Consider the following 15,010-nt stretch of genomic DNA (forward strand, 5'->3'; position numbering starts at 1 on the left):
TGTAATGCAAGGCTTTGTTTTTACTTAAATACTAATAGATAACAAATACAGCCATCAATCTAGCAACGTTTTGCTCGGTTGGTTTTCACAAGTCAGCTTCCTTGCAAGCAGCATAAATAACAACATTAATAATGGATAATGTAACGTCGACAAGACTAATGACCACAAACCGCTAAACGATACGATATTAGCCGAGTACAAATAGAGTTGATCAACAAGCAACAATGCCAGCGTCACAAAGATCATCTGCCGAGTATCTAAATGTGCTTTCGACTCTTTAAATGTCATGACCAACGCTGATGCAGTGATTAAAATTGCTAGCCAGCGACCAAACACAGGTAATGGCCAGATGACGGAGATGACCGCTGTTGCCACAGTCATAATGAACCAGACGCCTTTTGAGCTTAGAACTTGATCAACGTTCACATCTTGATTTGTTTCCAATCGAAGAACATGCCAAGCCACCAAGCTGCCTAACAGCGCGCCAAATAACATATCTAAAATAAAGGCACTGCCGAGGAAAAACTTACCTAACACCACTGTAAGAGTGATGAACACGAAGACTGCCGTTGTTCCATTCAAACCGAAATACTGGGTTCTATGAAACAAGAACGTCAGAACACAAAACCACACAGCGATAGGCAAGCTAGGAAAACTAAAGCCAAAGCTGTGCGTTAACTCCATCATTGGTATATAGACATGTGGGCGCGGTAACGAAAAGCCTTGTTGAGCGACAAGCACCATAAGCGACGTTGCACTAATTGCAAAAAAGAGTCGGTACACAAACCGGCTACCAAAGCGCATCATGGCAAAAGGAAATAGAAAGAGTAGTACCGTCGGTTCTGTCAGGTCTGTAACCAGTTTCGAGATCTGACTAGCTACCTCGTAACTCGTTTCTGACAACGCCCCTACCCAACTCTGTAAATCTATCAGCCACGCCAATTCAACCTGACGAAATGAAGGCGCGGATTCGATCAACTGAGTCACATAAGATACTGATTGCTTGGTAGCTTGATCAAAAAACTGAGTGGCTTGTGGCCATTGCTCAGGATAACGATATAAAGATGATGGTAATTCAGATGGGCTAAGCAACATCGCTGACGCAACTTCTACTCCATAATGAGGGGCAAACCAAATAGGCAGTTCATTTCCACCTAAAGAATTATTCATAGAAAAAGCGATAATGTCAGAGTCTGATATACAGTCGTAAAAAACCGCAGTGTCCGTTCTGCCAAGCTCCTCTCCAACCGTAACCACTATACCGGTTTCTTCCCACGTTTCTCGTTGAGCAGCAACTTGTGGAGACTCACCATCAATGATGGTTCCGCCAGGTAGAGAAATCTTATCCGTTAATACTTCATGAACTAGCACTAACTTGTCATCAGCGCGAACAATACAGAGCGCTCCTTTAACTTCGCTCGCAGTGGCTTTAGCCGTAGAGATCGGTGAAACAGGTAACAAAATAAAACAAAGGATGAGTAATAACAGCTGTCTCAACACAAAATATGACCTTAAATAAACATAATGATAACCATTGAATCATGGCAGTTAATCTTATCTTTTTCGACAAAAATTAAGTAACGAGTTATGCCAAACTGAGTTGATCGCGTAAAACCCGATCTCAACGCTCACTGGAGAATAATTTAATGCAAACCTGACAAAGATCAGACAAAACATAAAATGTTGATCGCAATTCTGCCAGTTATATAAAGATAACGTCAGGACAAAGTCATACACATTTTGTGGGTTCTCATAGTTGACACAATAAAAAAGGGCTTATTATTCGCAAACAATAAACCCCAGTTATAATAACTATGTACTGATCGTTGAAACCAAGAATGAATCTTATCTCATGGTCAACGAATCAAATTCACTGGCCCGATCGTTAGTTAGACTTGCAATTCGCATCGCCTACTTTTTGCCAAACACCCCAAGGCCCTGAGTCTGCTGGATTATCACCTTGAGTCCACCACTGCGCTTGCCAAACTTTACCATTCCAAGTAACCGTATCTCCTTTGAGATACACTAAGCTGGCTTGCCATACAGTTGTACAGCTATCTGTGGGAGGCGTTGTCACCGTTTTCGCTTGAGCGGATACTAACGCTTGGTATTGTGTGCTGGTCTTATCAACGTTGAAGTTCAAAGCCACTCTTGCTTCTCCGCTCTGAGTAGCACCAAATTCAACATCAACACGACAACTTGCATTCATTGCTAACGTCGCCTGAGAGCACTGATCATTGGCAATAACAGCTGCATCAGTAACACCCGAAGCAAACGCGCGAACATTTTCCACAGTGAACGTGGTGCTCCCTGAATTCTGGATAACAAAGCTATGTTGCTGTAACTCCCCAACATTAAATGATGCCAGTGTCTGTTCGGTGGTGTATCCAACAGAAACATTCTCTTTTGGTGGTGTTGCTGTTCCGATAACACCATCGACAAAATTGCGCATAGCAGCGATATCGCTATAAACCCCATACATACCAGGACGAGCACAACCTATTCCCCAACTGACCACACCAAGTTGAGTAATTACACCACTGCGATTAATGACGATTGGACCACCACTATCTCCCTGACAAGAATCTATCCCACCTTGAGGAATACCCGCACAGAATGACACTTCTCCAACCGTTGTGTAGTTGCCACCGGCTTGACGGCAAGTCATATCCGACACAAGTGGGACGTCAACCTCTTGCAATCGAGACGGAGAGCTTCCTCCTTCAGAAGTTCGCCCTAAGCCAGCAACACTAAGCCAATCTCCGATGCTCGCGTATTGCGTTAGACTGCCATTCGCAATCTCAACTGAAGAAACACCTTGAGGCACAGAGTCGAGCTTCAATACCGCGAGGTCATGAGAAAGCGTCGCGCGGCGATATGCCGGGTGCATATGGATCTCACTGACGTTTGCACGAACACCGTCACTACCGTTATAAACAACGCCACCGATTTTAACCGCTATCTGATTCGGAGAATCACCCTCAACACAATGCGCAGCAGTCAGGACGTAACCATTCCCGATATAACTGGCCCCACAATATGATCGGTTACCATAACGACTAACAATTTGGGTGTAGAATTTCCAGTCACGTGGGTCGGCAGTTACTCCGCCTACGATCTGGGGTTGGATAGTATGATTTTGCGTCTGTGACAAATCATCAGCACTTGCGAACATTGGCAAAACGGCTAAAGCAAGTAACGATTTTGTTAGTTTCAAAATATTGTCCTCTTGTTTTTGTAAGCACGATCCTCGTGCTACTAATAAACAAGCAGACAAAAACGCTGATACCAATGCAGGTGCATATCAATTTATTAACATTGCGAGCAACTTATAGAGAAAAGTCTATTGACGAACTGAATGATTTCAATTCGATAGAACCTAAATCACAATATTAAAGTTAAATACGATTATTCGTTCAGCGGTTTTCTTAAATAGTGGATATGATGTGCAAATCCTTGTTTTTCATACAAAGATATTGCGCCCTGGTTAAAATGCCATACTTCAACAAACATCTGTTTTGCACCGTAATCAGAGAACGTTGACTCAATTTTATTAATCAATGCCTGCGCCGTACCTTGTTTTCGATATTCAGGCAGCACATAGAGCTCATCCACACTTCCCATCATAACTGGCTGGCTGACGGTAGAAATAAGTTCACAGAAGTGACCAGAGATAAAGCCAATAATTTCATCTCCTTGTTTTGCTACGTAAACAAGGCACTCAGGGTCGTCAATATATCGAGCAATGCTTTTTTCTTGTTCTATCTCCTCTGCCGTTTTGAAAAGCTCAGGAGATTGAAGATGATGCTCATCATGAAGCTCGAACATAAGATCGTTGAGCAACTCTAGGTCGCTAAAACACGCAGGTTTAATCGCAAACGTGGTCATACAAAGGGTCACTAAAAATGGAATGGCTGTAGTTTGTGAGGAAAACGTCGTATTGGCAAGTCACAAATGCTTTCACGATACGTTTGTACTGTTTGAACAACAAAAAGGCCCCTGTACTTAATAAACGTACAGAGGCAGAACCAACCTACAGAGTTCGAGGATCAGGGGTTAGTTAGAATTGAGTTTTTATCAGCGTCGTAGCACTCGCTCAATTTCGTTCAAGCTACTTGGGTCATCAATCGTTGACGGAACGGTGTATTTTTCACCATCAGCTATTTGACGTATAGTTCGACGCAAAATTTTACCTGAACGTGTTTTCGGTAAACGGTCTACAACCAACGCATGCTTGAAGCAAGCAACTGCACCTATCTCACTACGCACTTTGCCAACAAGCTCACCTTCAAGGTCTAGCTCATCCACTTTGACGCCGTCTTTCAGTACAACAAAACCAAGTGGAAGCTGACCTTTTAGATCATCGTGGATACCGACCACCGCACATTCTGCAATCGCTGGGTGGCCTCCTACTATTTCTTCCATTTCACCTGTCGACAATCGGTGTCCCGCGACATTAATCACGTCATCAATACGTCCCATAATAAACAGGTAACCGTCTTCATCCAGATAGCCACCATCACCTGACACGTAGTAGCCTGGGAATTGGCTAAGATAACCAGTTTCAAAACGGTCATGATTACGCCAAACCGTTGGCAGACAACTTGGTGGTAGCGGACGTTTTAATGCGACAAAGCCTTGTTGGTTAGGCCCGACAGCCTCTCCAAGTTCATTCAGAATCTCGACCTGATAACCCGGAATGGGCTTCGTCGAAGAACCAGCTTTAACTGGCATCATTTCGACACCTGTCGGGTTGCCCGCGATGGCCCAGCCCGTCTCGGTTTGCCACCAGTGGTCAATAACGGGCTTGTCCGCTTTGCTCTGAACCCACTCCAGTGTCGGAGGGTCAAGGCGTTCTCCCGCCATAAAGATAGTTTTCAGATTCGACAAGTCGTACTGTTTTAAGTGCTCACCTTCCGGGTCCTCTTTCTTAATCGCACGAAACGCCGTTGGTGCAGAGAACAACGCATCTACTTTATATTCATCACACACTCGCCAAAATGCGCCAGGATCCGGTGTTCGAACAGGCTTGCCTTCGAATAGGATAGTAGTGCAACCGTGAATCAGTGGAGCGTAAACAATGTAAGAGTGCCCTACTACCCAGCCCACATCAGATGCCGCCCAAAAGACGCCATCTTGAGGAATGTTATAGATTGCGCTCATGGAGTACTTCATCGCGACAGCATGGCCACCGTTATCACGCACAACGCCTTTCGGCTTACCTGTCGTACCCGATGTATAAAGTATGTAGAGCGGATCGGTTGCTAACACCGGAACACAACCATGTGGCAGCGCTTGTTTGTACTCTCGCTGCCAATCTAAGTCTCTTTCTTGGTTTAGCTCAGCGTCGCACTCTGGACGTTGGAAAACAAACACTTTCTCAGGCTTCCAACGGCTGTCCATAATGGCTTTGTCTACCATTGGTTTGTATGGAATGACTTTGTTGATCTCAATCCCGCACGACGCCGTCATGATCACTTTCGGCTCTGCATCTTCAATTCGTACAGCAAGCTCATTAGGTGCAAAACCACCGAATACTACGGAATGAATCGCCCCCAAACGCGCGCAGGCAAGCATCGCCATTGCGGCTTCTGGGATCATCGGCATATAAATAACGACTCGGTCGCCTTTTTCAACACCTTGAGCAGACAGCATGCCAGCAATTTTTGCTACTTGGTCACGTAGGTCGCTATAGGTGTACGTGGCTTTACGACCTGTCACTGGCGAGTCATAAATGAGTGCAGTATTATCACCGCGTCCTTGCTCGCAATGGTAATCTAATGCTAACCAGCACGTATTCATTACACCATCTGGAAACCAACGTTCTATGCCGTTTTCATCAGATTTCAAGATAGTTTTAGGAGATTCAAACCAATCGATATTCTCCGCTTGAGCGCGCCAAAAACTCTCCGGTTCATTCTTCGCCCATAAGTATTCTTTTTCGTATGAAGACATATTGCTTCCTCCAGTATGTCCTGACATTGCTCTCGTTCTACTCAAAGATCGCTCTTTTAATCCAAAGATCGTCTCTTTTAATCGAAGACATAGAAGGGTACACGCACAAATCCCTCCATCAGTATTCTCGCACTTCGGCTCATAATGGCTTTTTGCACCACCCAGCCCTGCTCAGTTTGCTTCGCTTGTGCCCCAACTTTTAACGTTCCTGACGGGTGGCCAAAAGTCACGGACTCTTTTTCACCGCCACCAGCGGCTAAATTCACTAACGTTCCGGGCACACACGCAGCAGAAGCAATAGCAACGGCTGCTGTTCCCATCATTGCATGATGTAGCTTGCCCATCGACAGCGCGCGAACGAGCACATCAATATCCGACTCATTAACGGCTTTACCACTTGAAGACAGGTAACTTTTCGGTTTAGAAACAAACGCTATTTTCGGCGTATGTTGGCGTGTTTGAGCTTCTTCTAAATCAGAAATCAAGCCCACTTTTAACGCGCCATATGCACGGATGGATTCGAACATCGCTAATGCTGTGTCATCGTTGTTGATATCGTCTTGCAGCTCGGTGCCCTGATATCCTATCGATTCAGCATCAATAAAAATGGTTGGTATGCCCGCGTTAATAAAGGTCGCGTTAAACGTACCTACGTCCGGAACCACTAAATCATCGACTAAGTTGCCTGTTGGGAACATGCTGCCTTCGCCATCGGAAGGATCAACAAAATCCACTTGAATCTCTGCCGCTGGAAACGTGACACCATCGAGTTCAAACTCTCCGGTTTCTTGGACGAAACCATTGACGATTGGCACGTGAATCAAAATCGTTTTGCTTATGTTCACTTGCCAAACACGCACCGTCACAATGCCATTTTCTGGAATACGGTCTTGTGGGATCAGACCAGCATGAATGGCGAAAGGACCGACAGCGGCAGACAAGTTGCCGCAGTTACCACTCCAATCGACGAATGGTTTGTCGATCGACACTTGGCCAAATAAGTAGTCAACATCGTGATCGGCTCTGCTGCTGCGCGAAACAATCACTGTTTTACTGGTGCTTGACGTCGCGCCCCCCATACCATCAATTTGCTTCGAGTAAGGATCCGGGCTGCCGATAACTCGCAACAACAGTTTGTCACGCGCTGCACCTGCGACTTGTGCCTCTGGTGGCAAATCTTCAAGGCTGAAAAAAACACCTTTACTTGTGCCGCCACGCATGTACGTCGCAGGCACTTTGATTTGGCTCATTTTGCTAGGAGTACTGTTTTCCATAATTACTCCCTATTGCGCCAGGAAATCTTGAGCAAAGCGTTGTAAAACACCACCTGCGTTATACACATGCACTTCGTCAGCGGTATCTAAGCGACAGGTGACCGGAACATCGACTTTCTCACCGTTGCTACGTGTAATAACCAAGGCTAAATCTGCACCCGGCTTGATTTCACCAACCACGTCATACAGTTCAGTACCATCCAGTTCTAATGTATTGCGATTAACACCCGGCTTAAATTGCAGTGGTAACACGCCCATGCCAACCAAGTTAGTTCGGTGAATACGCTCAAAGCCTTCTGCAACGATTGCTTCTACACCAGCCAATCGAACGCCTTTTGCTGCCCAGTCACGAGATGAACCCTGACCATAGTCAGCACCTGCAACAACAATCAGTGGTTGCTTTCGGTTCATGTAGGTCTCAATCGCTTCCCACATGCGAACCACCTGCCCTTCTGGCTCTACACGCGCCAGAGAACCCTGAACCACTTCACCGTTCTCTTTCACCATTTCGTTAAATAGTTTCGGGTTAGCAAAGGTCGCTCGTTGCGCCGTTAAGTGATCGCCACGGTGAGTCGCGTAAGAGTTGAAATCTTCTTCTGGCACACCCATTTTCGCTAAGTATTCACCTGCTGCGCTGCTTGCGAGAATCGCGTTGGATGGTGATAAGTGATCAGTGGTGATGTTGTCGCCCAGAATCGTCAATGGACGCATACCAGACAATGTTCTTTCTCCCGCTAGCGCACCTTCCCAGTACGGTGGTCGGCGGATGTAGGTACTCATCGGACGCCAGTCGTACAGCGGGTTGGGATTTTGCTCTTGATCATTCAGCTTAAACATCTGAATGTAAACTTGCTTAAACTGCTCAGGTTTAACATGAGTACCGACAACTGCATCGATCTCTTCATCGCTTGGCCACAAATCATTGAGATAAATTGGTTTGCCGTTTTGGTCCGTGCCAAGCGCATCGCGCTCGATATCAAAACGAATCGTACCCGCTAGCGCATAAGCGACAACCAATGGTGGTGAAGCCAAGAAAGCTTGTTTGGCGTACGGATGGATTCGACCATCAAAGTTACGGTTACCAGAAAGCACCGCTGTCGCATATAAATCACGGTCGATGATCTCTTGTTGGATTTTTGGATCCAGCGCACCACTCATACCGTTACAAGTTGTACATGCGTAACCAACAATGCCAAAGCCAAGCTTCTCTAGCTCTGGTAATAAGCCCGCTTCTTCCAGATACAAGCGTGCAACTTTAGAACCCGGAGCAAAAGACGATTTCACCCAAGGCTTACGTACAAGACCAAGTTCGTTGGCTTTCTTCGCGACAAGGCCAGCAGCAACCACGTTTCTTGGGTTACTAGTATTCGTACATGAGGTAATAGCAGCGATGATCACTGCACCATCTGGCAACTCGCCTTCTTTCTCTTCCCACGCTCCAGAAATGCCGCGCTGTGCCAACTCAGAAGTTGGTAAACGACGATGAGGGTTTGACGGACCAGCCAAGTTACGGCTAACTGATGATAAATCGAACTCAAGTACGCGCTCGTAAACTGCGCTATCAAGATCGTCTGCCCAAAGACCGGTTTGTTTTGCGTAATTTTCTACTAAAGCAACTTGTTCTTCATCTCGACCAGTTAGTTTCAAGTAATTGATGGTCTGCTCATCAATATAAAACATGCCAGCTGTTGCGCCGTATTCTGGTGTCATGTTTGAAATCGTTGCGCGGTCTCCGATCGTTAGATCACGTGCGCCTTCTCCAAAGAATTCAAGATACGAAGATACCACACGCTCATTACGCAGAAACTCAGTAATCGCGAGGACAATATCCGTTGCGGTAATGCCCGGTTGACGTTTACCCGTCAGTTTGACACCGACAATATCTGGTAGACGCATCATTGATGGTCGGCCAAGCATGACGGTTTCTGCTTCCAGACCACCGACACCTATCGCAATAACACCAAGAGCGTCTACGTGAGGCGTGTGACTGTCCGTACCCACACAGGTGTCAGGGTAGGCAATGCCCTGCTTTGCTTGTACCACAGGAGACATTTTTTCCAAGTTGATTTGGTGCATGATGCCATTCCCAGCTGGAATCACGCTGACGTTTTCAAACGCTGTTTTACACCACTCAATAAAGTGGAATCGGTCTTCATTACGGCGCTCTTCAATCGCGCGGTTTTTGTCGAAGGCATCAGGGTCAAAGCCCGCATGTTCAACCGCTAAAGAGTGGTCAACGATCAATTGTGTCTCAACCACTGGGTTCACTTTTGCAGGATCACCGCCCTGATCTGAAATGGCATCGCGCAGACCCGCTAAATCGACTAGAGCGGTCTGACCAAGAATGTCATGACAAACAACGCGTGCTGGATACCAAGGAAAATCAAGATCGCGTTTGCGTTCTATTAACTGTTTCAGGCTATCTGTCAATGTGTTCGGGTCACAGCGACGGACCAGTTGCTCAGCTAGCACGCGAGAGGTATAAGGGAGTGTTTCATAGGCTCCAGGAGAAATGGCATTGACGGCTTCGCGTGCATCAAAATAATCCAGTTGAGTTCCCGGAAGCGGCTTACGATATTGGGTATTAATATTTGTGTTCATGGTTTGCTTCCATTCAGTCTTTACATCTTGCCTTCATCAAGGTTTTCCATTGCTCCAGAAACACAGTGATGAGAGGATCTCCTTCCTCTGTTAGAGAGAATGACAAAGGAAGGAGGTGGTCAACCAAAGCATATAATGCCCTCGTTGACCTTCGCGCTAGCGATTCTCGATAGGCACCCATTCTTGATGATCTGGGCCCGTATAATCGGCACTTGGGCGAATAATACGGTTATTGGCACGCTGTTCATAAACGTGTGCAGCCCAGCCCGTTAAACGACTCATCACAAAGATTGGGGTGAATAGTTTGGTTGGAATGTCCATAAAGTGGTAAGCCGATGCATGGAAGAAGTCCGCATTACAGAACAGACCTTTCTCTCGCTTCATCACTGATTCAACACGCTCAGAAACCGCATATAGATGAGTATCACCAACTTGTTTCGATAGCTCTTTGGACCATCGTTTTATTAAGGCGTTGCGAGGGTCACTTTCGCGATAAATCGCATGACCAAATCCCATGATCTTGTCTTTATTGGCTAGCATTTTCATGATGTTCGCTTCCGCCTCGTCGGGCGTTTGCCAATCTTCAATCATTTCCATCGCCGCTTCGTTCGCACCGCCGTGAAGTGGTCCACGAAGCGTACCGATTGCTGCCGTGATACAAGAATGGATGTCTGACAACGTTGATGCACAAACGCGTGCTGCGAATGTAGAAGCATTAAACTCATGTTCAGCATAAAGAATGAGCGAGCAATGCATCACTTGTTTGTGCAGCGCAGATGGCGCTTTGTCTGTAAGTAATCGTAAGAAGTAACCACCGATGCAATCTTCAGTCTGATCCTCGGTGTTGATACGCACGCCATCATGACTAAAGCGGTACCAGTAACAGATGATGGCAGGGAACAAGGCAAGCATACGTTCGGTTGCTTTCAGTTGCTCCTCGAAGCTCATTTCCTGCTCTAGGTTACCCAATACAGAACAACCCGTGCGCATTACGTCCATTGGGTGTGCGCTTGCAGGAATCAACTCTAAAGCTTGTTTTAGCTCGGCTGGCAAACCTCTAAGGCTGAGTAGATGTGTCTTGTACGCATCAAGTTCTTGTTGATTCGGCAAGTGACCGCGTAACAGAAGGTGAGCCACTTCTTCAAACTGTGCGTTGTTCGCAAGATCAGTAATATCGTATCCACGATAAGTTAGACCAGTTCCCGTTTTTCCGACAGTACATAAAGCTGTGCTTCCTGCGCTTTGACCACGAAGGCCTGCGCCACCTAATTCTGCTTTCTTTTCTGCAGTTTGAGACATTGTTTGAACTCCTTTTCTGTCTGACTTTTCCCTCTCTGGGGTGTTTTTAGCCAAACGAATTTCACGTTATTAGATGAGATAAATTCCGATTATCTTTTTCTTGGGCTTCCGTTTATTTTTGCTTTTCCCCCGCTATTTCCCTTCAGAGAATAACTGGTCAAGTTTGTCTTCATAGTCGTGGTAATTCAGGTGCTGATACAACTCTTTACGTGTTTGCATCGAATCAACCAGTGCTTCCTGATTACCCACTTCTAGCAAATGTTTGTAGACCGTTTCAGCAGCTTTGTTCATGGCACGGAACGCACTTAACGGATAAAGCACCATGTCCACTTTTGCTTTCGCTAGCTCATCGCAGCCATACAGCGGTGTCGCGCCAAACTCTGTAATATTCGCCAGAATAGGAACGTGCTTTCCGGTCGCTTGCTCAAGCGCATTTGAAAACTGAAGGTACTGGTCCAGCTTGTTCATCGCTTCGGGGAAGATCATGTCTGCGCCAGCTTCCACACACGCAATCGCACGCTCGATTGCGCTGTCCATGCCTTCAACAGCTAGCGCATCAGTACGAGCCATAATCACGAAACTTTCATCATTGCGTGCATCAACCGCGGCTTTTACACGATCAACCATCTCTTGCTGGCTGACTATTGCTTTGTTCGGACGATGACCACAACGTTTCTGTGCGACTTGGTCTTCCATGTGCACCGCTGCCGCGCCCGCTTTTTCCATCGCTTTGATCGTGCGAGCAATGTTAAATGCACCGCCAAAGCCCGTGTCGATATCAACCAAAAGAGGCAAATCACATGCGTTAGTAATACGGTCAACATCAACCAAAACGTCGTTTAATGTTGTGATACCGAGATCCGGCAATCCGTATGACGCATTTGCGATACCGCCACCAGACAAGTAGATCGCTTGGTGACCCAAGTTTTTTGCCATCATGGCGCAATACGGGTTTATAGTGCCGACAATTTGTAGTGGATTATTTTGTTCAATGGCGAGTCTGAATTTCGCTCCCGGTGTTAAGCTCATGACGAATTCCTTCTAGTCTTTGTCTAAACTTTCTGTATGTATAATTTGAGATTGGATGAGCTTTCGACTTCCTGATATGTGTCTTCTCATCAACATTTCTGCAAGCTCTTCATCGCGATTGCGAATGGCTTCCAAAATGAATTTGTGTTCGGTGAGCGCCTCATTCGGGCGAGATTGTGCACGTGGCGACTGGTAACGATACATCCGTAATAAGTGATAGAGTTCATCACACAGCAGAGATATTAACTTACTGTTTCTGCTCGCTTGGATGATGCGATAGTGAAAATCAAAGTCACCATGTTGATGGAAGTAAGACGCGCCTTCCATTTGGTCTATATGCTTGGAATGTGTCGACAATAGCATTTCCAAGCTTAAGAGCTCTTCTTGCGTAATGTGTCGCGCAGCTAACCTTGCCGCCATGCCTTCCAATGCTTCTCGAACGGCATAAAGTTCTATCAGCTTTTCCGGAGAAAAAGTGGTCACTCTAGCCCCAACATGAGGAATTCGCTCGATGAGCCCTAGCCCCTCTAAGCGCATCAATGCTTCACGCAAAGGCCCACGACTGACTTGATATTTCTTTGCTAGCTCAGGCTCTGATATCTTATGGCCAGGCTTCACGTCGCCATTAACAATGACTTCAATCAGTGTTTCGGTCAGCGTTTCGGATTTGGTGTGTTCTTTCTCAGAACCCAGCACTTTATAACGAGCTTTCAACTCAGAGTTCATATTCAGATACTCTTGTTACCGACATCGAAATGTCTACAATTTCTTAACCTGAATATAAAGTAGTCGATCAAAGTGTCGACAATCAAGTAAATTGTCGACAATTTAGACTAAGGTCGTAATTTAAATGGGCCAAAAATGCCTATTAAGTGCCGTTTTTAGCAGAAATCAAGAATGGGGAATTCATATTGTCGACAACTTATAAACCTTTAAGCTTATGATCTAAAAACTAAAAGCTCAGCTGTCGAACAATAATCGGATAAAAAACTATTCTTTAGGTACAAATTGATCAAAGACTTGTTGCGAAGTCATCTTTTGTGAAGCGGAATTGAGGTCATAATAAGCTGGCTTTTCATCGGTAAAAATCTCTAAAGTGAGTTTGAAATCTGGGTTATCGAACAAACCAGCGGAAAGAATGTACTCACCTGTCGGCAACAAATGATAGAAAAGGTTTGTGCCGCATTCGCCACAAAAACCTCTCACCGCCCAGTCAGACGATTGATAACGCTTTGGCTCGGCCCCCTTAAACGTTACGTTAGGACCACAATGCACCGCATGGAGTGCGCCACTCGACCATTTTCGACACATAGAGCAATGGCACAGGCTAACCTCATTTTTAACCTCAGCGATGACTTCAATTGCGCCGCACAAACACGTCCCTTTCATTCTCTTTTCCTCGTTCATTTTCCGTCATTTTATTATGGCCTACCAAAGCGTAAAGCCGCGTGACCTAACACCAACTTCTCGCCGTGAACTTTATGAACAAAATAACCGAAATGCTCAATATTCTCTTTATATCTCTTTTACAGACAGATATTTAACACTTAATTAACCTTTACACCAAGTTCAGCTTTAACGCTTACAAGGCATGACAACTGAGCAAAAACAATAAGGCTCAACTAAATAGAGTCGCTAACATAAGGAACGTGAACATGTTAAAGGTACTCAAACCAACGCTCGCCGCTTCAATCATCGCAGCTTCATTTTCATTCAACGCTCTTGCTGCAGATATTGAAAAAATGCACTTTCTTATCCCTGGAGGTGCCGGTGGCGGTTGGGACATGACCGCCCGAGGTACTGGTGATGTATTAATAAAATCAGACATCGTCGAAACCGTATCATTTCAAAACCTATCTGGTGGTGGCGGTGGCAAAGCAATCGCACATTTGATTGAAACGGCTGATCGTCAAGAAGATACACTCATGGTGAACTCAACACCGATCGTCGTTCGCTCGCTCAGTGGGATCTTCCCACAATCTTTCCGCGACTTGACTCCTGTTGCCGCAACGGTTGCCGATTATGGCGCCATTGTTACATCAGCCGATTCTCCTTACAGATCTTGGGAAGATGTCGTTAAAGCTTTTAAAGAAAACCCTCGAAAAGTGAAGGTTGCTGGTGGCTCTGCTCGTGGTTCTATGGATCATTTGGTTATAGCAGCGGCTTTCAAAGGTGAAGGTTTTGATGCGCGCAAAGTTCGTTACATTGCCTATGATGCAGGTGGAAAAGCCATGGCTGCCCTACTTTCAGGCGAAACACAACTGCTCTCTACAGGGTTAGGTGAAGTACTCGAAATGTCTAAGTCTGGGCAAGTGAAAGTGTTAGCGATTACAGCACCAAAACGTTTAGAAGCTGCGCCTAACATTCCAACTCTCACCGAATATGGTAATGAAACTGTCTTTGCTAACTGGCGTGGATTCTTTGCAGCACCAGGCACAAGCCAAGAAAAGCTAGATGAATGGAATGCCGCATTTACTAAAATGTATAACACCGACGAATGGCAAGTCGTTCGAGACCGCAATGGTTGGATCGACAACTATAAAGCGGATAAAGCATTCTTCGCGTTTCTTGAAGATCAAGAGCAACAGATGGGTGACTTAATGCGCGAGTTAGGCTTCCTGAAGTAACAATCGAATTGGGGTCCCTCAGATACCAACCTCAATGAATAACGTAGGTTGGTATTTCCCCATTGTATTTGCACTCTAAGTTTCACCGCATATGGACATTGTCGACAATCGGCATGCACACTCCTTTGTTTATATACCCAAAGCGGCTCGACTAGCAGCGAAATGCTTAATTGTTAATGGTTTAGTTTATTCATTGACGTCCATATGCGGTCTTTTTTACTTTTG

Annotated in this window: 11 protein-coding genes; 1 reads left to right on the top strand and 10 read right to left on the bottom strand. The window is 45.7% G+C overall.

What is annotated here, in order from left to right:
* Positions 1-54: 54 nt before the first annotated feature.
* The 10 genes from R7P36_RS14055 to R7P36_RS14100 all read right to left on the bottom strand — a co-directional run bounded on the left by R7P36_RS14055 (position 55) and on the right by R7P36_RS14100 (position 13,547).
* Positions 55-1,500: a bifunctional NUDIX hydrolase/phosphatase PAP2 family protein gene (locus R7P36_RS14055; protein ID WP_104979233.1), complete on the bottom strand. Its 1,446-nt coding sequence runs from the start codon at positions 1,498-1,500 to the stop codon at positions 55-57.
* Positions 1,501-1,885: 385 nt separating this feature from the next.
* The gene (locus R7P36_RS14060) at positions 1,886-3,217 is read right to left on the bottom strand and encodes a trypsin-like serine protease (RefSeq protein ID WP_031781180.1); all 1,332 of its coding nucleotides are present in this window, start codon (positions 3,215-3,217) and stop codon (positions 1,886-1,888) included.
* A gap of 191 nt (positions 3,218-3,408) precedes the next feature.
* Positions 3,409-3,888, bottom strand: coding sequence for a GNAT family N-acetyltransferase (locus R7P36_RS14065; RefSeq protein ID WP_005377290.1), 480 nt, complete (start codon positions 3,886-3,888; stop codon positions 3,409-3,411).
* 189 nt (positions 3,889-4,077) lie between these two features.
* On the bottom strand, positions 4,078-5,955 hold the full coding sequence (locus R7P36_RS14070) for a propionyl-CoA synthetase (protein ID WP_170897335.1): 1,878 nt from the start codon (positions 5,953-5,955) through the stop codon (positions 4,078-4,080).
* Positions 5,956-6,032: 77 nt separating this feature from the next.
* Complete coding sequence (gene prpF / locus R7P36_RS14075) at positions 6,033-7,229, bottom strand: 2-methylaconitate cis-trans isomerase PrpF (RefSeq protein ID WP_170897334.1); 1,197 nt, start codon at positions 7,227-7,229, stop codon at positions 6,033-6,035.
* Positions 7,230-7,238: 9 nt separating this feature from the next.
* Entirely contained in the window at positions 7,239-9,830 is a 2,592-nt protein-coding gene (acnD, locus tag R7P36_RS14080) for a Fe/S-dependent 2-methylisocitrate dehydratase AcnD (RefSeq protein WP_170897333.1), read from the bottom strand.
* A gap of 156 nt (positions 9,831-9,986) precedes the next feature.
* Positions 9,987-11,129: a 2-methylcitrate synthase gene (gene prpC, locus R7P36_RS14085; protein WP_005377283.1), complete on the bottom strand. Its 1,143-nt coding sequence runs from the start codon at positions 11,127-11,129 to the stop codon at positions 9,987-9,989.
* 132 nt (positions 11,130-11,261) lie between these two features.
* Positions 11,262-12,158 carry a methylisocitrate lyase gene (prpB, locus tag R7P36_RS14090; protein ID WP_005388185.1) on the bottom strand — a complete coding sequence of 299 codons (897 nt, stop codon included), beginning with the start codon at positions 12,156-12,158 and terminating at the stop codon, positions 11,262-11,264.
* A gap of 12 nt (positions 12,159-12,170) precedes the next feature.
* On the bottom strand, positions 12,171-12,884 hold the full coding sequence (locus R7P36_RS14095; RefSeq protein WP_005377279.1) for a GntR family transcriptional regulator: 714 nt from the start codon (positions 12,882-12,884) through the stop codon (positions 12,171-12,173).
* A gap of 264 nt (positions 12,885-13,148) precedes the next feature.
* On the bottom strand, positions 13,149-13,547 hold the full coding sequence (locus tag R7P36_RS14100; RefSeq protein WP_005377278.1) for a GFA family protein: 399 nt from the start codon (positions 13,545-13,547) through the stop codon (positions 13,149-13,151).
* Between the two features lie 266 nt (positions 13,548-13,813).
* On the opposite strand from R7P36_RS14100, the gene R7P36_RS14105 reads away from it, so the two are divergent.
* A complete protein-coding gene (locus R7P36_RS14105; RefSeq protein WP_054575022.1) occupies positions 13,814-14,785 on the top strand; it encodes a tripartite tricarboxylate transporter substrate binding protein in 972 nt (323 codons plus the stop codon).
* Positions 14,786-15,010 lie beyond the last annotated feature (225 nt).

Origin of the sequence: Vibrio sp. 397 (assembly GCF_033339395.1) — a bacterium.
Classification (GTDB): Bacteria; Pseudomonadota; Gammaproteobacteria; order Enterobacterales; family Vibrionaceae; genus Vibrio; species Vibrio alginolyticus.